19 protein-coding genes are annotated in these 20,087 nt (G+C 69.4%); 8 read left to right on the top strand and 11 right to left on the bottom strand.

Annotated features, from left to right (window positions below):
- The first annotated feature begins 5 nt into the window (after positions 1-5).
- Entirely contained in the window at positions 6-311 is a 306-nt protein-coding gene (locus RN51_RS13760; protein ID WP_045264608.1) for a DUF4229 domain-containing protein, read from the top strand.
- A gap of 92 nt (positions 312-403) precedes the next feature.
- Here the strand turns inward: RN51_RS13760 and RN51_RS13755 are convergent, their stop codons facing one another.
- From RN51_RS13755 to RN51_RS13745, 3 genes are read right to left on the bottom strand one after another with little or no spacing between them, the layout of a single operon-like run.
- Complete coding sequence (locus RN51_RS13755; RefSeq protein WP_045264607.1) at positions 404-1,378, bottom strand: 1,4-dihydroxy-2-naphthoate polyprenyltransferase; 975 nt, start codon at positions 1,376-1,378, stop codon at positions 404-406.
- Between the two features lie 51 nt (positions 1,379-1,429).
- Positions 1,430-1,720: a DUF4287 domain-containing protein gene (locus RN51_RS13750; protein ID WP_045264606.1), complete on the bottom strand. Its 291-nt coding sequence runs from the start codon at positions 1,718-1,720 to the stop codon at positions 1,430-1,432.
- 14 nt (positions 1,721-1,734) lie between these two features.
- Positions 1,735-2,097, bottom strand: a complete 363-nt coding sequence (locus RN51_RS13745) for a cupin domain-containing protein (RefSeq protein WP_045264605.1) — start codon at positions 2,095-2,097, stop codon at positions 1,735-1,737.
- Positions 2,098-2,142: 45 nt separating this feature from the next.
- Between RN51_RS13745 and RN51_RS13740 the strand changes: the two genes are divergently transcribed.
- Positions 2,143-3,168, top strand: a complete 1,026-nt coding sequence (locus RN51_RS13740) for an ArsR/SmtB family transcription factor (RefSeq protein ID WP_082066601.1) — start codon at positions 2,143-2,145, stop codon at positions 3,166-3,168.
- Positions 3,169-3,183: 15 nt separating this feature from the next.
- Here the strand turns inward: RN51_RS13740 and RN51_RS13735 are convergent, their stop codons facing one another.
- Positions 3,184-3,642 (bottom strand): Lrp/AsnC family transcriptional regulator, encoded by a 459-nt coding sequence (locus RN51_RS13735; protein WP_045264604.1) that lies wholly within the window; start codon positions 3,640-3,642, stop codon positions 3,184-3,186.
- Positions 3,643-3,714: 72 nt separating this feature from the next.
- Between RN51_RS13735 and RN51_RS13730 the strand changes: the two genes are divergently transcribed.
- Positions 3,715-5,154: a DUF6421 family protein gene (locus RN51_RS13730; RefSeq protein WP_045264603.1), complete on the top strand. Its 1,440-nt coding sequence runs from the start codon at positions 3,715-3,717 to the stop codon at positions 5,152-5,154.
- A 131-nt stretch (positions 5,155-5,285) separates the two neighbouring features.
- A complete protein-coding gene (locus RN51_RS13725) occupies positions 5,286-5,957 on the top strand; it encodes an SDR family oxidoreductase (RefSeq protein WP_045264602.1) in 672 nt (223 codons plus the stop codon).
- Positions 5,958-5,981: 24 nt separating this feature from the next.
- Here the strand turns inward: RN51_RS13725 and RN51_RS13720 are convergent, their stop codons facing one another.
- Positions 5,982-7,373: an MFS transporter gene (locus tag RN51_RS13720; protein WP_045264601.1), complete on the bottom strand. Its 1,392-nt coding sequence runs from the start codon at positions 7,371-7,373 to the stop codon at positions 5,982-5,984.
- Between the two features lie 55 nt (positions 7,374-7,428).
- Here RN51_RS13720 and RN51_RS13715 point away from each other — a divergent pair, with 55 nt between their 5' ends.
- Entirely contained in the window at positions 7,429-8,502 is a 1,074-nt protein-coding gene (locus RN51_RS13715) for a threonine aldolase family protein (RefSeq protein WP_045264600.1), read from the top strand.
- A gap of 37 nt (positions 8,503-8,539) precedes the next feature.
- On the opposite strand, the gene RN51_RS13710 is transcribed toward RN51_RS13715, so the two are convergent.
- Positions 8,540-9,145 (bottom strand): NUDIX hydrolase family protein, encoded by a 606-nt coding sequence (locus RN51_RS13710; RefSeq protein WP_045264599.1) that lies wholly within the window; start codon positions 9,143-9,145, stop codon positions 8,540-8,542.
- Positions 9,146-9,217: 72 nt separating this feature from the next.
- On the opposite strand from RN51_RS13710, the gene RN51_RS13705 reads away from it, so the two are divergent.
- A complete protein-coding gene (locus RN51_RS13705; protein WP_045264598.1) occupies positions 9,218-9,874 on the top strand; it encodes an alpha/beta hydrolase in 657 nt (218 codons plus the stop codon).
- Here RN51_RS13705 and RN51_RS13700 read toward each other — a convergent pair whose 3' ends face one another.
- Positions 9,875-10,156, bottom strand: a complete 282-nt coding sequence (locus RN51_RS13700; RefSeq protein WP_045264597.1) for a hypothetical protein — start codon at positions 10,154-10,156, stop codon at positions 9,875-9,877.
- Positions 10,157-10,444: 288 nt separating this feature from the next.
- On the opposite strand from RN51_RS13700, the gene RN51_RS13695 reads away from it, so the two are divergent.
- Complete coding sequence (locus tag RN51_RS13695; RefSeq protein ID WP_045264596.1) at positions 10,445-12,064, top strand: ABC-F family ATP-binding cassette domain-containing protein; 1,620 nt, start codon at positions 10,445-10,447, stop codon at positions 12,062-12,064.
- A gap of 48 nt (positions 12,065-12,112) precedes the next feature.
- Here RN51_RS13695 and RN51_RS13690 read toward each other — a convergent pair whose 3' ends face one another.
- The 4 genes from RN51_RS13690 to RN51_RS13675 all read right to left on the bottom strand — a co-directional run bounded on the left by RN51_RS13690 (position 12,113) and on the right by RN51_RS13675 (position 15,418).
- Positions 12,113-12,772 (bottom strand): response regulator, encoded by a 660-nt coding sequence (locus RN51_RS13690; RefSeq protein ID WP_045264595.1) that lies wholly within the window; start codon positions 12,770-12,772, stop codon positions 12,113-12,115.
- Complete coding sequence (locus RN51_RS13685) at positions 12,769-14,040, bottom strand: sensor histidine kinase (protein ID WP_052674728.1); 1,272 nt, start codon at positions 14,038-14,040, stop codon at positions 12,769-12,771. The genes RN51_RS13690 and RN51_RS13685 overlap by 4 nt, the downstream gene beginning before the upstream one ends.
- A 34-nt stretch (positions 14,041-14,074) precedes the next feature.
- The gene (locus tag RN51_RS13680) at positions 14,075-14,857 is read right to left on the bottom strand and encodes a DUF998 domain-containing protein (RefSeq protein ID WP_082066598.1); all 783 of its coding nucleotides are present in this window, start codon (positions 14,855-14,857) and stop codon (positions 14,075-14,077) included.
- 153 nt (positions 14,858-15,010) lie between these two features.
- Positions 15,011-15,418, bottom strand: a complete 408-nt coding sequence (locus RN51_RS13675; RefSeq protein WP_045264594.1) for a DUF6157 family protein — start codon at positions 15,416-15,418, stop codon at positions 15,011-15,013.
- Between the two features lie 70 nt (positions 15,419-15,488).
- Here RN51_RS13675 and RN51_RS13670 point away from each other — a divergent pair, with 70 nt between their 5' ends.
- Positions 15,489-20,069 (top strand): ATP-dependent helicase, encoded by a 4,581-nt coding sequence (locus tag RN51_RS13670; protein WP_045264593.1) that lies wholly within the window; start codon positions 15,489-15,491, stop codon positions 20,067-20,069.
- Positions 20,070-20,087: the final 18 nt, after the last annotated feature.

Here is a 20,087-nt window from a genome sequence, read left to right as displayed (position 1 = left end):
GAAGGGTGAAGAAGCCCGCGCCCATCCTCGTCTACACCGTGCTGCGGTTGCTGGCGTTCCTCGTCCCGCTCGCCATCCTCTGGTTCTTCTTCCCGATCTTCCGTGAGTTCTGGTGGCTGGCCGCGATCTTCGCTGCTCTGATCGGCATGAGCATCTCCATGCTGTTCCTGCGCACACCCCTGACGGATGCCTCCGCGCGTCTCCAGGAGCGCCGGGAGAGCCGTTCATCCGGAGGTCAGGACGACGCCGACGCCGAGGACCACGCGATCGATGACTCCGACGCCGCCGTCGACGGGGACGCCAGAGCCTGACGCTCTGCGACGCGGCTCAGCCCGGGAACACCCGTTCAGCCCGCGAACGCCAGGTCAGCCGACGAACGCCAGGTCAGCCGACGAACGCCAGGTCAGCCGACGAACGCCCAGAACAGGGCGCCCGCGTAGAGCAGCGACGTCAACGACGTGAGCGCGAGCGCGGTCACGAGTTCCTTCGGCTGCCGGTAGGACCAGACGATCGCGATGGCCGGGAGCCCTGCGAGCAGCGCCAGCAGCGAGATCCACGCGATCGGGAACGCCAGCGCGAGGAACGCGGCGATGCCGAACGGCGCGAGCACGAAGAGCGTGAACAGTACTTGGGTGGCACGGCGGCCGATCAGCACCGTGAGGGTGCGCTTGCCGACTTCACGGTCCTGGTCGATGTCGCGCAGATTGTTGGCGAGCAGCACGGCGCAGGCGAACAGCCCCGTAGCGATGGCGCCGAGCCAGGCCTGCTGTGGCAGGGCGAAGATCTGCACCCAGGTGGTGCCGAGCGTCGCGACGAGTCCGAAGAACACGAACACGAACACCTCGCCGAAGCCGTAGTAGCCGTAAGGCCGCTTGCCGCCGGTGTAGAACCACGCGGCGACGATGCAGGCAGCGCCGACGGCCAGCATCCACCACTGCCCGGTGCGGATCACGATCCCCAGGCCCACGAGAGCAGCGAGAGCGAAGAAGACGAGGCCGATGATCAGAACGGTGCGCGGCTTCACACGTCCGGATGCCGTGAGGCGGGCAGGCCCGACCCGATGGGCATCGGTGCCACGGACGCCGTCGCTGTAGTCGTTGGTGAAGTTCACACCGATCTGCAGCAGCACCGCCACGGCGAGGCATGCGAGCGCGATAACCCAGTGGAACTCGGGGCCTGTGCTGCGTGCGGCCCCCGTGCCGATCACGACCGGAGCGATCGCCAGTGGGAGGGTGCGCAGACGCGCAGCTCCGATCCAGTCCGCGGCCGTCACCGGACCCGCTTCGACGACCGGACGCTTCGCCGGGTTGCCGCTCGTGCGGGTCGGAGCGTGCTTGGCGCTCTGGTTCTTCTTCTTGCGCTGGGAGGATGCGGCCACGCAGGAGATCCTACTGGCCGCCCCGATGTCGGACCTCTCCAGAGCAACCGCTCAGGGGTTCGGGTTGGTGTCCTTGCCGTCGAGCCAGAGCGTGTCCGAGGCGTCGCCGTGGGCACCGCCCTTGCCCACATGCTTGGCGCTGATCTGCGGGCCCTTGGTGATCACATGCACGAGGGCCATCGCGTGCCCCTGCCCCAACTGATAGTCCTCTTTGAGCCAGGCGACGATAGGAGTGGCCTTCGTCGTCTGGTCGAACCCCTTCGCAGTGGCGAGCTCGATGAACTGCCGCGGGGTGAGGCCGGTCTTGGTCTCGATGTTGTCGAGGTACGCCTGGAAGGACATGTCTTCTCCGATGTTCAGTCCTCGTCGAGGAACGTCTGGATGATGGTGGCCGAGGCGTGGATGCCGATGATCTTGAGCACTCCGTCGCCCACGTTGGTGAAACGGTGCGGCACGGAGGCGGGTCCGGTCGCGGTGTCGCCTGGTCCGGCGACGAAGGTCTCCTCGCCAACCGTGATCGAGGCGATGCCCTCGATCACGACCCAGGTCTCAGGATAGGGATGCCAGTGCAGCCCCGGCCCTTCCCCTGGCTGGTTCTCCACGAAGAAGTACGACACCTCGGCGCCGTGTTCGGCCCCGACGAACCTCCGGCTGCGACCCGTGCCGATGCGGATGTCTCCGGCGGTGACGACCCCGGAGAGAGGCGGTGTGCTGTCCATGGATACAGTCTCGACAGACCCATCAGCTGTCCCTAGAGTTTCGATGTGGATCGAAACTCAGGCCCGATCGAGGGCGTCGAGCACCCGGATCATCGGGTCGAGTTCCATCTGAGCCCCGGCGATCTCGAGGCGGTGCGGTTCGGCATCTCCCCCGGACACGAGCTCGCGCACGCGGTGAGGGTGCTGCGGCGCCCGTCCGCCCATCCGCTGCAGTGGGGGTGGCTTCGCGCCGTTCGCGATCGACTCCCGCGCGACGACTTCGCCCTGCTCGCCACCGTGATCGGCGATGACGGGTACGTGCCCGACTTCCTCACGACCACGCCTCGATGGGATCTGACCCCCGAGGCCGAGCTCGACGAGCTGCGCGCGGCACCTCTCGATCCGATGCGCGTCGACTTCGGGAAGATGGTGCAGCGTTCGACCGGAGCGCGCCGACAGGCCCTGCGCGAGATGCGGGACCACCCCGAGCGCGCCCGTGGCATGATCGCCGACGGGTGGGCCGCCGTGTGGGATGCGGCACTCGCCCCGGTATGGCCGCAGGTCGAACGTCTGCTTCGGGCCGACATCGCGGTGCGCGCCCGCAGCATCGCGACTGCCGGTATCTCCGGGATGGCCGGGGACCTGCACCGACAGGTGACCTGGGGTGCGGGCGCCGTCCGCGTCTCCCTCCGCCGCCACAGTGAGCAGGTCGACTGCCGCGGAAGCGGGCTCGTCCTGGTGCCGTCGGTCATGTCGTCGTGGGGGTGCATGGTGCTCACCGAGCCCCCGGCGCAACCCACCCTGTTCTATCCAGCCCGCGGCGTCACCGCAGGCTGGGCCCGAGACGCCGCGGACATCGAAGATGCTCTCGGCGCCCTGCTGGGACCGGCGCGGGCGGCGATCCTGCTCCAGGCCGGTGCCGCCCGCACGACGACCCAGGTCGCCCACGATGCCGCGATCGCGATATCCACCGCGTCGCATCACCTGGCCGTGCTGCGCGGCGCGGGCCTGATCGCCAGTGAACGCGACGGTGCCAGGATGCTCCACTTGCGCACCCCTCTGGGCGAGGCTCTGGTGGGTGCCGCGCTCTGACACCCGCGGCGCGGGCTACTCGGTCGTGCCCACCGGGATGATCGGACGATGCTCGTAGTAGGTCTGCAGAACCACGGTCGTGCGCGTGCTGACGTTCGCCGCGAGCCTCACATCGCGCACGAGTTCCTCGAGTGCTCGCGGCGACGGCACCCGCACGAAGAGCATGTAGCTCGCGTCACCGGCGATCGAGTGGCAGGCCTCGATCGCGTCGAGGTGCTCCAGCAGTTCCGGGGCGTTGTCGGGCTGGGCGGGGTCCAGCGGCGTGATCTCGATGAACGCCGAGAGCGGTGTGCCCACCTGCTCGGGGTCGAGGATCGCCCGGTAGCCGGAGATCACGCCCCGCGTCTCGAGCCTGCGCAAGCGCGACTGCACGGCCGAGACCGAGAGCCCCACGGCCTCCGACAGCTGAGAGAGAGTGGCACGACCGTCACGGGAGATGGCGGTCAGGATCGCGCGGTCGACAGAGTCATCCATGGCTGTAAGATTATCGTCAGTATTCCGTTTGAACAGGAATCTTTCCGTCAAATACTCCGATCGGAGGTCCCGATGTCCCTTCTCTCTGCCAACAGTTCCGCTGTTCAGGCCATCGTCGGCGAACCCGAGGTCGTCGAGGACGCATCGATCGCCGAGCAGTCCGCCGCCTGGGCACAGCTCAAGGACGCCGCGATCGCGATCCGTGAGATGCAGATCAAGGACGGCTCGATCCCGGACGCCGCGCACCACGCCGCCGCCCGCGAGCTCGTCGCCGCGATCACCGCCGCGATCCGCGCTCTCGCCCCCGCCTTCCCCCACGACGCCGAGTACCTCGCGGCCTCAGTGGTCGACTTCGACCGCTGGGTGTCCGAGGGCTTCGGAGTGCCGGACTTCCTCGACTCGCTCATGGCCTTCCAGCCGCAGCAGCACCGTGTCGACGGCATCCGTCACCTCGTCGTGTTCCCGATGTACACGCAGAACGGCTCGAGCGACCGCCTGGTCGAGGCGCTGATCGTCGAGACGATCTGGCCGGAGTTCATCGCCGCGCTCGAAGCCGGTGACTACGGCAACAAGCTGTTCGTCTCGCTGCGCCTGGTCGACTTCACGCCCGGCTACGACACCAACTCGGCCGTGCTGTTCCCCGAGACCGTGGCCATGCGCGAGATCCCGACCTTCACCTGGGGCGCGATCTTCCAGGACCGTGAGGCTGCCCGCTACCGTCGCGTCACCCGGGCGGCGGCGGAGATCACGAACCTCGATCTCCCGGAGCGCGCCGCGGCGATGCTCGACGATCAGGAGATGGCGGAGAAGACCTTCGTCATGTGGGACATCATCCACGACCGCACGCACATGCGCGGCGATCTGCCCTTCGATCCGTTCATGATCAAGCAGCGGATGCCGTTCTTCCTGTACTCGCTGGAGGAGATGCGCTGCGACATGACGGCGTTCCGCGAGTCCGTCAAGATCGAGCGCGCCCTCGCAGCCCGCATCGCTGAGGGTGAGGAACTCACGGCTTCCGAGCAGGAGATGCACGACTACGCGCACCTCGTGCAGTACGCGGTGATCTTCGACCGCATCTTCCGCTTCTCGATCACCGGCACCCGCGTTCGCAATTACGACGCGGTGGGCGGACAGCTGCTGTTCGCCTGGCTGCACCAGCGCGGCGTGCTGCACTGGACCGACACGGCGCTCGCCTTCGACTGGGAGAACGTGCCCGACGCGGTGGTGGCTCTGGGCGATGCGATCGACGACCTGTACTGGCACTCGATCGACCGCCCCAAGGTCGCGCACTGGCTCGCCGCGTACGAGCTGGTCCGTGGCACGCTCACCCCTCACCCCGCATCCCAGTGGGCCCGCGGGCTGTCGGACGAGATCCTCGCCGGAGCGCCCAAGGGGTACACGGACGCGGTGATGGACGACGAGTTCCCGCTGTCGATGTTCTTCGAGACTCTCGACAAGAAGATGAAGCCGGTGATCGAGTCGACCGTCGGAATCCGCGGCACGGACGACTGATGACCACGCGCGCACCGCGCGCGTTCCGAGTGTGACGCTGGGGCGCACCGCACTGCGGCCGGAACCTCTCGTGCGGGATCTCCCGCAGGTTCCGGCCGCAGAAGCCCCTCCGATCCGGGAGAGTGGACGACATGGTTGAACACCGGGCAGAACACAGCGAATCGACGGCTTCAGGGCGGACAGTCGTGCTCGCCGGGGCCACCAGCGCGGCCGGCTTCGCCGCGACACGGGCACTGGTCGCCGCGAACGCACGGGTCATCGCGACCGGCCGCTCGACGGACCGCCTGCGCAAGCTCGCGGATGCCGGCGCTCAGGTCGAGGTCGCCGATGCGACGTCGCTCGACGAGATGACCACCCTGGCCTCGCAGCTCGGTCCTGTGGACGCGGTGGTCCCGCTGGTCGGCGGGTGGCGAGGAGGCGGCGGCCTGGCCGGACAGTCCGACGAGGACTTCGCCGCGCTGCTCCCGGCGCTCGACGCCGTGCGCGCCACGAGTCGGGCGTTCGACGGTGCGTTGCGCGCCTCCGACGCCGGGCGCTTCGCGATCGTGTCGTCGACCGCGGTCGCGCGACCTCTCGCTGGCGGCGCGAACTACGCCGCGGTCAAGGCTGCGAGCGAAGCCTGGGCCCGAGCGGTCGCGCAGGGCTATGCCAAGGCCGCGCGCGAGGCCGACGAGACCTTGCGCACCGCGTCCGTGGTGTTCCGCGCCAAGGCACTCGATCCCGATGCGCTGGCCGCCCGGATCGTCGCGCTGTGGAACGACGACGCGACCGCGCTCAACGACCGGGTGCTCGACCTGGCGTGAACGCCGCGGCGTCCACGCTCACGATCACCGGGATTCCGGAGGCATCCCCGGCACGACGGGCGGAGCATCCGCACCCGCCTGCTCCGGAGCGTCGATCTCCTGATCGGGAGCCTCGGCATAGAGCTCGGTGAGCTTTCGGTAGGAGCGCGTGAAGAAGGCCAGCGTCGCGGCGACGACCATGATCAGCCCGGCGAACAGGCAGATCAGTGCGATGCCCCGCGCCTCCCCCTCGCCCAGCAGCCAGCCCCATTGCTGCTGGCCGTCGGCGGTGTTCATGTACGGGATGATCAAGAATTCGGCGATAGGAGCGATGAGGAACGCGGTGAGCGGTGCCGCGGCCGCTTCCATCGCGGCGGCCACCCCGAAGACCCGGCCCTGACGCTGGAACGGCACGACCTTCTGGATCACGGTCTGCTCAGCGGCCTCGACCGGAGGCACCAGCGCCATGTACACCCACATGCCGACCACATAGAGCGGCCACCACTCTCGCAGCATGAACACCGACCCGAGCAGCCCCATGGCGATGACCACGAGCAGCATCGTGCGCATGGGCTTGGGACCGAGGCCGAACTTCGCCACCAGCCCGCCGCCGACGAGGAATCCGGTCGAGGCGAAGGCCAGCGCGAACCCCCAGGTCTGAGCATCGAACAGCGTGAGCCCGTAGGGGTCCATGAGCGCCATGTACACGCCGCCGATGAGGTTGTTGAACGTGGAGAAGATGATCAGGGCGAACAGACCGGGAGCCAGCCGGATGGCCCGGACGCTTCCCCGGAAGTCGAGGGCGCTGGACGCGTTCGGGTCGGGCTCGGGTGCGCCTTCCGGAATGCGCACGAACAGCAGGTGCGCGAAGGTGAGCGCCATGGCGGCGATGGCGATCGCCAGGGTCCACCCCATGCCGAGGAAGCCGATCGAGAGTCCCGAGAACACGCTGGTGACCAGGAAGGCGATGCCCTGAACCGTGCCGACCAGACCGTTCGCGTTCGCTCGCTTCTCCTCGGGGATGAGCAGGGTGACGGTCGTGGACAGCGCGATGTTGCGCAGCTGCTCGATCACGCCGCCGAACAGGATGATGCCGGAGAACAGCCAGAACCACGGCCCTCCCAGATCGAGCAGCGCCGCCTCGGGCTGCCAGAGGTAGAGCACCCCGGCGACGAGGAAGGAGACGGCGGAGATGATGCTCGAGATCACCATGACGGTGTGCTTGCGGTTGCGATCGACGATCGTGCCGAAGGCCATCGCGAAGAACGCGACGAACAGCATGTAGGCACCGCCGATGATGCCCGTGGCGAGCACCGACTGCGTCTCGATGTAGACCCAGAACGTCAAAGCGAACCACAGGAAGCTCGTCGTCACGTTCGCGATGAGCGTGTTGACGAGGACGTTGGCGAAGGCTCTCTTCGCTGCGGTGCGCTCCATGGCTTCGAGGGTAGAGCGGGGCGGGGACATCCGGTAGGGCGATTAGGCTTGAGCGGTGAGCATCCAGCATGACCCCGCGATCCGGGGCTTCGCCAGTGACAACTACTCCGGCATCCACCCCGACGTCCTCGCGGCCATCGCCGCGGCGAACGGAGGGCACCAGAGCGCCTACGGCGAGGACGCGTACACCGCGCGTCTGCAGGAGGTGTTCCAGGAGCACTTCGGCGAGGGCGTCGAGGCCTTCCCGGTGTTCAACGGCACCGGCGCGAACGTGACCGGCCTGCAGTCGATGCTGCCGCGCTGGGGCGCCGTGATCGCCGCGTCGACCGCACACATCAACGTCGACGAGGCCGCGGCCCCGGAGAAGATCGGCGGCTTCAAGCTGCTCACGGTCCCGACCGACGACGGCAAGCTCACCCCCGAGCTGATCGACCGCGAAGCCTGGGGCTGGGGCGACGAGCACCGCGCGCAGCCGCTGGTCGTCTCGATCACCCAGACCACCGAGCTCGGCACGCTGTACACGGCAGAGGAGATCCGCACGATCGCCGACCACGCACACAAGCGCGGCATGAAGCTGCACCTCGACGGTGCGCGCCTCTCGAACGCGGCAGCGGCCCTCGACATGCCGCTGCGTGCGTTCACCCGCGACGCCGGCGTCGATGTGCTGACCTTCGGCGGCACCAAGAACGGAGCCATGCTCGGCGAGGCCATCGTCGTGCTGAACCCCGACGCCGCCGACGGCCTGAAGTACTCGCGCAAATTCAACATGCAGCTGTCGTCGAAGATGCGGTTCGTGTCGGCGCAGTTGATCGCCCTGCTCGAGACCGACCTGTGGCTGCGCAACGCGAAGCACGCGAACGCCATGGCCGCGCGGCTTCGCTCCGAGATCGAGGCGGGCATCGCCGACGGGTCCATCCGCGGCGTCGAGTTCACACAGCCGACGCAGTCCAACGGCGTCTTCGCCACGCTCCCCGACGGCGTCGCCGACCGGCTGCGCGACTCGTTCCGGTTCTACGACTGGGACGCGGCGCGCAAGGAAGTCCGCTGGATGTGCGGTTTCGACACCGAGGCGGCCGACGTCGACGCGTTCGTCGCCGAGCTCTCGCGTCTCACCACCGCCGGAGCCTGAGCGCCGGGGAGCAGAGCAGACGTCAGCGCAGCAGGCGTCAGCGCAGCAGACCGAGGCTCGCGAGAGCCTGGCGGATGAGAGTGCCTCGACCGTTCTCCATCTCGGCGGCGACCGCATCTGATCCGGCGGCTTCCGGCGAGAACCACGTGACCTCGAGAGCATCCTGACGCGGCTCGCACGTGCCGGTCACCGGCACGACGAACGCCAGCGACACCGCGTGCTGCCTGTCGTCGTGGAAGGCGCTCACCCCGGGGATCGGGAAGTACTCGGCCACCGTGAACGGCAGCGGCTGCGGCGGAAGCAGCGGGAAGGCCATCGGGCCCAGGTCGTTCTCGACGTGGCGGAACAGGGCATCGCGGATCGTCTCACCGAAGCGCACCCTGCCCGACACGATCGTGCGGGTCATCTCCCCCATCGGGGTGGAACGCAGCAGGATGCCGATCTCGGTCACCTGACCCGAGCCGTCCGTACGCACCGGGATCGCCTCGACGTAGAGCATCGGCAGGCGTCGCCGCGCCTCCTCGAGCTCGAACTCGCTCAGCCAGCCGGGGTTCGCATCGGGCGCGGGACGATTCGAATCCGGGAACTCTCCGAGACCGTCGTCGTCGGGCTCCGGATCAGGATCAGGTGTACGGACCGCCATGTGTCCTTTCTACCAGCCGTCCCTCCGAACTGACACCGCGTGCACGTCTGCGGTCCCTGGCAGGATGACGGTGTGAGCGAGAACCTGACGATCGACGACACCGCGACCAGATGGTCGTCCACCGACCGCGCAGGGGTGCCTCTGCTGGTCCTCCTGCACGGTTACGGGGCGGACGAACACGACCTGTTCGGACTCATCCCCTACCTTCCCGAGGGCATCGCCGTCGCCTCCGTCGCCGCTCCGCTCGCCCCTCCGTGGCCCATGCCGGGGCGCTCCTGGTACCCGATCGAGGGGCTCGACGGACGCAGCTCGGACGCGGTCACCGCCGCGGCCGGCTCCTTCCTGCGCTGGCTCGACTCCGCAGCCGTCGACGTCCCCTCGGTGGCGCTGCTGGGCTTCTCGCAGGGCGCAGCGGTGGCGCTGCAGGCGCTGCGCCTGGCTCCCGAACGCTTCGGCGCGGTGGCAGCGCTGAGCGGATACGCCGCACCGGGAGACCTTCCGAACGACGAGACACTGGCCGAGCTGCGCCCACCCGTGTTCTGGGGTCGGGGCACGCACGACGATGTCATCCCGCCCGCACTGATCGACCACACGGCACAGTGGCTGCCGACGCACTCCGAGCTCTCCGGTCGGGTGTACACCGGACTCACGCACAGCATCTCGGAAGAGGAGCTGACCGACGTGCACCGCTTCCTCACCAAGTGGGTCGAGGGGATCGCCGCGAGCTGATCAGCGTTCCGGCTCCTCCTCGGACGCACCGGAGTCGTCGGCAGGGCGCTCGTCAGTCTCGTCGCCCCCGTCGCCCCCGGCGCGCTCGCGGGAGCCGGATCCGCCGCCCGAGGTGATGGCGACGGAGAGGGCGACGCCGATCGCCACTCCGATTCCGATTCCGAGGGCCCAGTTCTGCAGGGCCGCGCCCAGCGAGGCCCCGATCGCCACTCCGAGCGCGAGCCCGACGCCCAGGCCCATGCGCGAACGAGACTCCTGCGGACTCGGATCATGATCTGCCATGCCTCCACGCTACGGATGGGTCGGGCCGAGGGCATCCCCCGCGCGACGGACTCTCCGACACGCCCGAGGTTGCGCAGGAGCGACACGCCCGGGTATCGTCGGGGAGTCCTGTCCGCCGTGTCTGGAAGTCCTTTGATCTGATCCGTCGCCTCCGCGCTCATCTTTCCGCGCGCTGACCCGACGATCGCCGACTCCACGGCAGACCCGCTCCTCCGCATCCTGTGACGCCTGTCACGGCCCGGCAGGAGCTCGGTGTCAGTGCACCCTCGCACTCGACAGGAGACACTCATGTCAACCCCCACAGCTCTTCACGCATCGGTCGTCCTCGACCGCCTCACCTTCATCTGGCCCGACGGCTCCCTCGCACTCGACGGGGTCTCCGGCTCCTTCGGCTCGGGGCGCACCGGCCTGGTCGGGCGCAACGGCGCGGGCAAGTCCACGCTGCTGCGACTGATCGCCGGTGAACTCGATCCCACGTCGGGCGTCGTCACCGCGTCCGGCGAGGTCGCATACCTCCCGCAGCAGCTGACACTCGACGTCGACCGCCGCGTCGCCGACCTGCTCGGGGTGTCCGCAGCGCTCGACGCCGTGCGGGCGATCGGCAGGGGTGACGTCGACCCCGCCCACTTCGATGCGGTCGGTGACGACTGGGACATCGAGGCACGCGCTGAGGCGTCACTGGCCGAGGCGGGACTGGCCCCGGCCTTCCTCGACCGCACGGTCGGAGAGTTGTCCGGCGGCGAGGCCGTGCTCGTCGCGATCGCCGGCATCCGTCTGCGCCGCGCGCCGATCACACTCCTCGACGAGCCGACGAACAACCTCGACCGCGACGCCAGAGCGAAGCTCGCGGCGATGGTGCGCGCCTGGAAGGGAACGCTCATCGTCGTGAGTCACGACCTGTCGCTGCTCGAGTTGATGGACGACACGGCCGAGCTCTACGCCCAGACGCTGAGCGTGTTCGGCGGCCCCTACTCCGAGTGGCGGGCCTGGCTGGATGCCGAGCAGGACGCGGCGAAGCAGGCCGAGGTCGCCGCTGCCCAGGTGCTCCGCAAGGAGAAGCGTCAGCGGATCGAAGCCGAGGTGAAGCTCGCCCACCGCGCGCGCACCGCGAAGAAGGCGGAGATCGAGAAGCGCGTCCCGAAGATCATCGCTCACGGTCGCAAGATGGCCGCGGAGGTCTCAGCCGGCCGCCTGCGTACCGAGGTCGGTGCGAAGGAGGACGCCGCACGCTCAGTCCTCGATGAAGCGGGGCGGCGTGTGCGCTCGGATTCGTCGATGAAGATCGAGCTGCCCGACCCGCAGGTGTCCCGCACCCGCCGCATCGCGACGATCGGCGATCACGAGCGGGAGTGGGTCGTGCAGGGGCCGGAGCGGGTGGCGCTGATCGGAAGGAACGGCGCAGGCAAGACCACCCTGCTCGAACGGCTGGTCTCCGACGACTCGGCTCCGGACGAGCATCCGCTGCACGCTGAGGCCCACACCGACCTGGTCGCCTACCTGCCACAGCGGGTCGACGGACTGGACGAGGACCGCTCGGTGTTCGAGAACATCGCCGCCGCGGCACCCCACGTACCGGAGAAGGAGCTGCGCAACCGGCTCGCGCGGTTCCTCATCCGAGGAGCCACGGCCGAGCGTCCGGTGGCGTCGCTCTCCGGCGGCGAGCGGTTCCGCGTCGCACTGGCGACGCTGCTGCTCGCCGACCCTGCGCCGCACCTCGTGGTGCTCGACGAACCGACGAACAACCTCGACCTCGACACGGTCGACCAGCTCGTCGAAGCCCTCCGCGCCTACCGAGGTGCCGTGCTCGTCGTGAGCCACGACGACGCGTTCCTGCGCCGCCTCGACCTCGATCTGACGCTCGAGATCGACGGCGACGGCGCACTGCAGGAAGTGACGCTCACGCCGTGACGCGGCGACGCGGCGACGGGGAGACCTCCTCCCCGACGCCGCGTCCCCTCAGACCAGGCCGACCTCGTACGCGAGGATGACGGCTTGCACCCGATCGCGCAGGCCCAGTTTCAGCAGCACTCGGCCGACGTGCGTCTTCACGGTCGACTCCGACACGAAGAGGCTCTCGCCGATCTCCGTGTTGTTGTAGCCCTTGGCGATCGCGAGCAACACGTCGCGCTCCCGCTCGGTGAGCACATCCAACCGCGCATCCTCCCGCTCCGGCTGCCGGGGCAGGCGCGTGGCGAACAGGTCGAGCATCGCTCTGGTGACCCGCGGCGAGACCAGGGCATCGCCGGCGGCGATCGCCCGGATCGCGGCGGTCAGCTGTGCGGGCGGGGTGTTCTTCAACAGGAACCCGCTCGCGCCGGCTCGAAGGCTTCCGAAGGCGTACTCGTCGAGGTCGAAGGTCGTGAGCACCAGCACCCGGCTCGCCGGAGTGCCCCTGACGATGCGCCTGGTCGCCTCGATACCGTCCATCTCCGGCATCCGGATGTCCATCAGGATCACATCGGGACGCAGATCGCCCGCCATGTGCACCGCCTCGGCTCCCGATGCCGCCTCGCCGACGACCTTCATGTCGTCCTCGGCGTCGAGCACCATCCTCATCCCGCGCCGAATCAGCTCATGATCGTCGACGATGAGCACCCGGATCTTCTCTTCGGTCACCGCTGTTCCTCCTGTTCGGGGATCTCGACTCGCACGCGCCATCCACCATCGGGCAATGGCCCGGCCTGCACGGTTCCGCCGGCGAGGCGCGCCCGCTCACGGATCCCGACGAGACCGCGGCCCGATCCCACCGAGGCGGCCGGTGGTCCCGGCTGCCCGTCGTCGATGACGTCGACCACGAGGACGTCGCCCCGGAAATCGAGCAGCACCCGCACCTCGCTCGGGCTCTTCGCATAGCGCAGCGCGTTCGTGAGCGCCTCCTGCACGATGCGGTGGATCGTGTTCTGCAGAGCAGGCGACGAGGGCGCGCTCCCCACGGTCTGCACCGACACGGGAAGCCCTGCCGTCCGGAAGGTCTCGACGAGGGTCGCGAGCTCTGTCAGCCCTGGATTCGGCCGCAACGGGCCATCCTCTTCGCTCTCGGCCGTGTCGTCGCCCAAGGCTCCGAGCAGCTGCCGCATCTCGACGAGCGACTGCCGTCCGATCGCACCGATCTCCTGGACGGCGTCCCTCGACCGCTGCGGATCCTTCTCGGCCAGCGCGTCCGCGCCGTCGGCGAGCGACACCATCACCGACACGCTGTGCGCCACGACGTCGTGGATCTCGCGGGTGATCCGTGCGCGCTCGGCCAGGGTCGCGATCCGTGCCTGCTGGTCGCGTTCGCGCGCGAGCTGGTTGGCGCGATCGAGGATCGCTCCGATGTACCTCCGGCGGTCGCCGACGGTGACACCGAGAAGGGCCGCGATCAGCATCACGACCAGGAAGAACAGACTCTCCGGCACGCTCGTGAAGGCCCGATCCAGTTCTCCCTGGCGCAACCAGTCCAGCAGGGGGAACACGAGGATGCCGACGAACACCGTCACCGCGAACGCGATCCATCCGCTGCGGTTCGAGCGGTACACGAACAGGGCGTACAGCGCCAAGCTGATGCCGATCGGGTCTGCCAGCGTGTCCGTGACGAGTGCGACCACGGAGATCAGAGCGAACGCCGCGAAGGTGAGCCAGGGCCGGTGGCGGCGGAAGAGGAGCGCCACCGCGCCGACGAGCGTGAGCATCACCGGGATGAGGATCGGCGCGAGCGGTGACCATCGGCCGGAGGAGAGCGGCGTGATCAGGGCCCAGAAGTCGCCGAGCACGAAGTAGAGCGCGGCGAGCAGGCTGTCGAAGAGCCAGGGACGACTGCCCCAGAACCGCCGCACGACTCCGGGCGGCCGTGGCAGGCCCACCTCACGGACCCCGACGTCGCCGACCGGTGCTGACCCTCGCATGTGACGACTCTACGCACCGCACGTCGCCGTTCCCTCAGCGGGAGACGGCGACGAGCGGACCCGTCACGGCGCCTCTCGACGTGCTGCGGTGGAGGGCGACGGCTCGAGGGGCGGGACTCCATGTCGCACGCCGCGGCCGCCGACGTCGCGCTATCGCCGTGTCCATGCCGAGGACCGCGAGCCAGCCCATGCCGATCGTGGTCGCGACGAGCTCGAGGATGCTGCCGATGTCGGTGCGGAACTGCAGCAGGGAGAGGATGCCGCCGGCCCCAGCGATCACGGCGGTCGAGACGCCTGCCACCAGGGAGAGGACCCGCAGCGTGCGCCTCCCCTCGACGAACGACACCTGGAGCATCGCGAACGCAGCCAGCGCGAAAGCCAGGACGGCGACGGTCGTGTGCACCAGGTCCTGCCAGGTGAACGCGAGCCCGACGGGAAGCGGGCATCCGGTCGTGCACGTGACCTGCGACGCCACGAGGAACAGTGCGGAGGCCATCGCGACCGAGAACGATGGCGTCCAGATGCTCAGCCAGGGCACGGTCGACCGCAGACCGCGTGCCGCCCACGCGACCGAGAAGCCACCCACGGCGAGGAGCAGCAGGGCGAACGCGAACCACCCGGCGGTCGGCTCTCCGTCTGCTCCGAGACCGCTCACGTACAGGACCCGGTCGATGCTCATCCGCGCGACCCAGATGATGGTCAGGGCGGCGGCGACGAGCACGCTTCCGGCGATCGAGGCGATGGCACGGAGAGCGTCGGAGGCGGTGTGAGCAGCGGTGTCACGGGCAGTGTCAGGGGTGGTGTTCTCGACGGGCATAGGGTGACGGTACGAGCGGAGGCCACCCCGTCGCGTCGGCCCGGAGTGCCTCTCTCCGCGCGGCGTCGTACCTCAGTACGACGCCGCCTCCCCTGCTCGTCGGCTTCGCCGGCGTGCCCCGCTACCGTCGCCTCGGCGAGCGTCGGTCGCACCTCATGCTCGCCGACCCCGCATCGCCCGGGTATGCGTGAGTGCGGGGTCTGCGGCGAGCGCCGCGTACTCCGCCGAGTCCCGCGGCACCAGCGCGACCCGACCCTCGGCGTCGTGGTGGAGTCCCCATCCGTAGCGCTTCCCCAGCGGCGAGGACCGCAGGCAGGGCTGTCCTTTCGAGAAGAACGACTCCCGTGCGGCGGCGTCGTCCACCGCGATGCCGTTGCGCAGCGCATACGTCTCGAAGATCACGTCGTCGGAGGTGCGCGCGTAGGGCTGCTCGGCGATCAGCTGGTAGTGCATCGCTGCGATGGTGGGTTTCCCGGCGATCGGCGGCTCGGTCGCATGATCGATGGGGCAGTCCTCCGCGACCTCGATGAAGGTGTCGACGTAGTTCGTGGTGTGCGGCATCCCCCAGCATCCTCCCTCCCGCGGACATCGTCACGACCCCGATGTCCGCGGCCTCGACGATGATGGAGGGATGAGCGACGTGCTCGACCGCTTCACCCCCGCGACGCAGGACTGGTTCCGGGGGGCGTTCCCCGCGCCCACCCCCGCACAGGCCGGCGCCTGGAACGCGATCTCCGCAGGCCGGCACGCGCTCGTGGTCGCCCCGACCGGGTCAGGCAAGACGCTGTCCGCGTTCCTGTGGGCCATCGACAGCGTGTTCCGCGAGCGCATGGGAGAGGGTGCACCGCCGGCGAAGGGCGAGCCGCGCACGCGCATCCTCTACATCTCCCCCTTGAAGGCCCTCGGCGTCGACGTCGAGCGCAACCTCCGCTCCCCGCTGATCGGCATCGGCCAGTCGGCCAGAAGGCTCGGAGTGGCGGCCCCTGCGGTCACGGTCGGGGTGCGCTCCGGCGACACCACATCGAGCGACCGCCGCAAGCTGGTGTCCGATCCGCCCGACATCCTCATCACGACCCCCGAGTCGCTGTACCTCATGCTCACGAGTCGCGCCGGCGAGACGCTGCGCGGCGTGCATACCGTGATCATCGACGAGGTGCATGCCGTCGCCGCCACCAAACGTGGCGCGCATCTCGCCGTCAGCCTCGAACGCCTCGACGCCCTGCGCCGCGCGAACGGCGTCGAGACACCTGCTCAGCGCATCGGGCTCTCCGCCACGGTGCGGCCGATCGACGAGGTGGCGCGGTTCCTCGGCGGCTCGGCCCCGGTCGAGATCGTGGCACCTCCCGCCTCCAAGACCTTCGAACTCGGGGTGGTCGTCCCGATGGACGACATGACGAACCCGCCTCCGCCTCCCGGAGTACCGGGAGACGTCGACGACGCCGAGTACTCCGAGGTCACCGGCTCGGTGTGGCCGCACGTCGAGGAGGCGATCGTCGACCGCATCCTGCAGAACAACTCGACGATCGTGTTCGCCAACTCCCGCCGTCTGGCCGAACGCCTCACCGGGCGCCTCAACGAGATCTACTCCGAGCGGATCGGCGTCCCCCTCCCCGATGCGACCGTCCCCGCCGCGATGATGGCCCAGGCCGGTGCCACCGCCGGCGCCGATCCCGTGCTCGCGAAAGCGCACCACGGATCGGTGTCGAAAGAGCAGCGGGCACAGGTCGAAGAGGAGCTCAAGTCCGGCGTGCTGCGCTGCGTCGTGGCGACGAGCAGCCTCGAGCTCGGCATCGACATGGGTGCCGTCGACCTCGTGATCCAGGTCGAGGCTCCGCCGTCTGCGGCCTCGGGTCTGCAGCGCGTCGGCCGTGCCGGGCACCAGGTGGGCGAGATCAGCCGAGCCGCCCTCTTCCCGAAGCACCGCGGCGACGTGCTGCACACCGCGATCGTGACCGAGCGCATGCTGGCGGGCAAGATCGAGGCGATCCAGGTGCCGCGCAACCCGCTCGACATCCTGGCGCAGCAGACCGTGGCGGCGAGCGCGCTGGGAGCCATCGGCGTCGAGGAGTGGTTCGAGACCGTCCGCCGGTCGGCGCCGTTCCAGGCGCTTCCGCGTTCGGCATATGAGGCGACGCTCGATCTGCTGGCCGGCCGCTTCCCTTCGGACGAGTTCGCCGAGCTGCGTCCGCGCCTCGTATGGGATCGCGACGCCGGCACGCTGACCGGACGGCCGGGTGCGCAGCGCATCGCCGTGACCAGCGGCGGCACGATCCCCGACCGCGGCCTGTTCGGCGTGTTCGTCGCGGGCGAGTCGACCGGCGCCAGGGTCGGCGAGCTCGACGAGGAGATGGTCTACGAGTCGAGGGTGGGCGACGTGTTCACGCTCGGCACGACGAGCTGGCGGATCGCCGAGATCACCCACGACCGCGTGAACGTGATCCCCGCCTACGGACAGCCGGGCAAGGTGCCGTTCTGGCACGGCGATGGCATCGGGCGCCCATTCGAACTGGGTGAGGCTCTGGGCGCGTTCTCGCGCGAGGTGTCGGCGGCCACCCCGGAGAAGGCGGCGCAGCGGCTCATCGAGGCGGGACTCGACGAACAGGCGCGGACGAATCTCATGGCGCACCTGACCGAGCAGCGCGAGGCGACGGGCACGCTCCCCACCGACCGCACCCTCACCGTCGAGCGCGGGCGCGACGAGGTCGGCGACTGGCGGGTGATCCTGCACTCCCCCTACGGCATGAAGGTGCACGCACCGTGGGCCCTGGCGATCAACGCCCGGGTGCGCGAACGTCTCGGCGTGGAAGGATCGGCGGTCGCGAGCGACGACGGCATCATCGTGCGTATCCCCGATGCCGAGGCGGAACCTCCCGGTGCCGAGCTGTTCGTGTTCGACCCCGAGGAGTTGGAGCTCCTGGTCACCCAGGAGGTCGGAGGGTCCGCGCTGTTCGCCTCCCGATTCCGGGAGTGCGCCGCGCGAGCACTGCTCATGCCCCGCATGAATCCGAACAAGCGCACACCGCTGTGGCAGCAGCGGCAGCGGTCGGCGCAGTTGCTCGAGGTCGCCAGGCGCCATCCGACGTTCCCGGTCATCCTGGAGACCCTGCGCGAGGTGCTGCAGGATGTCTACGACCTGCCGTCGCTGCGTACGCTCGCGACCTCGATCGCCGACCGCCGCATCCGCCTGGTCGAGACCGAGCCTGGCCAGCCGTCGCCCTTTGCCCGCGACCTGCTTTTCGGCTACGTGGGCGCCTTCATGTACGAGGGAGACTCTCCGCTCGCCGAACGGAGGGCCGCCGCACTCTCGGTCGACCCTGCCCTGCTCGGAGAGCTGCTGGGCACGGTCGAGCTGCGCGAGTTGCTCGATCCCGACGTGATCGCCCAGTTCGAACGCGAAGCCCAGCGTCTCGATCCCGACCGCCGCGCACGAGGGCTCGAGGGCGTCGCCGACCTGCTCCGCATGCTCGGCCCGCTCGACGCCGAGGAGGTCACCGCGCGCCTCGACCCCGAGTCGATTACCGGCACCTCTGCCGCCGCTCTGCTCGAGGAGCTCGTCACCGCGCGCAGGGCGATCCCCGTCACGATCGCCGGAACGAGCAGGGTCGCCGCGATCGAGGATGCCGGGCGCCTGCGCGATGCGCTCGGAGCCGCGTTGCCCACGGGAATCCCGGTGGCGTTCCTCGAACCGGTCGCCGATCCGCTCGGCGACCTCGTGGCTCGTCATGCCCGAACGCACGGACCGTTCACGACGGATGCCGTCGCCTCGCGATTCGGCCTCGGAGCCGCCGTCGCCCGGCATACGCTGCAGCGGCTCGAGACGGCAGGACGGCTCACGAGCGGTTACTTCCTGCCCGAGGCGGCAGGCAGCGGCGACGCGATCGAGTGGTGCGACTCCGAGGTGCTGCGTCGGCTCCGGATGCGCTCGCTGGCGGCCATCCGCGGCTCGGTCGAACCGGTGTCCCCCGAGGCGTACGCGCGCTTCCTCCCTGACTGGCAGCACATCGGACGACCGCTCGAAGGCGTCGACGGCGTGCTGAACGTGATCGAGCAGTTCGCCGGTGTGCCGATCCCCGCGAGCGCGTGGGAGTCGCTCATCCTGCCCTCACGCGTGCGCGACTACTCCCCGGCGATGCTCGACGAACTGACGGCATCGGGCGAGGTCATCTGGTCCGGACACGGCACCCTCCCGGGACGGGACGGCTGGGTGTCGCTGCATCCGGCCGACATCGCGCCCTTCACCCTCCCGGAGCGCGACGCCGAGATCGCATCCGACTCCCTGGAGTCGCGCATCCTCATCGCGCTCGACGTCGGGGGCGCCTACTTCGCGGGACAGCTGAAAGACATGGCGGCGGCCGAGAACGAGCAGTCGGTGCTCGAAGCGCTGTGGTCACTGACCTGGGCGGGCTACGTCACCAACGACACCTTCGCCCCGATCCGCTCTCTCCTCACCGGCGGCTCGCAGGCACACAAGGTCAAACGCCGTGCGCCCCGCGCCCGCACCTACCGTGGCGTGTCCTTCACCGGGACCGCGGCGCCCCGCCCGCCCTCGATCGGCGGACGCTGGTCGCTGCTGCCCGCGCTCGAGACCGATCCGGCCCGTAGGGCCACCGTCACCGCAGGGCTCCTGCTCGACCGCTACGGCGTCGTCACGCGTGGCACCGTGCAGGCCGAGGGCGTCCCCGGCGGCTTCGCCCAGGCATACCGGGTGCTCGCGGGCTTCGAAGAGGCGGGCCACTGCCGCCGGGGCTACGTGATCGAGAAGCTCGGCGCGGCGCAGTTCGCCGCGTCAGGCACCGTCGACCGGTTGCGTACCTATGCGGGCCTCGCGGATCCGCCGCCGCGCAAGGCCGTGACCCTCGCGTCGACCGATCCCGCGAACCCCTACGGCGCCGCCCTCGGCTGGCCCAAGCTCGACGGGGTCTCGCATCGTCCAGGGCGCAAAGCGGGCGGTCTGGTCGTGCTCGTCGACGGCGCTCTGGTGCTGTCCCTCGAACGCGGCGGACGCACGGTGCTGTCCTTCAGCGACGACGCCGAGGTGCTGCGCGCCGCGGCCTCCGACCTCGCGGCCACCGCGCGCGCCCGCCGCCTCGACACTCTGACCGTCGAGAAGCTCAACGGAGAGGGCGTCTACGGCACCGAACTCGCCCTCGCGCTGCAGGAGTCCGGCTTCGTGGCGACCCCGCGCGGATACACACTCCGCAAGGTCGTCTGAGCACTACGCCTACGCTGG

The organism is Microbacterium oxydans (assembly GCF_000956405.1).
In the GTDB taxonomy this organism is placed as follows: Bacteria; Actinomycetota; Actinomycetes; order Actinomycetales; family Microbacteriaceae; genus Microbacterium; species Microbacterium oxydans_C.
The sequence above is the reverse complement of the archived record's forward strand: the minus strand, read 5'-3'. Positions and strand labels throughout refer to the sequence as shown.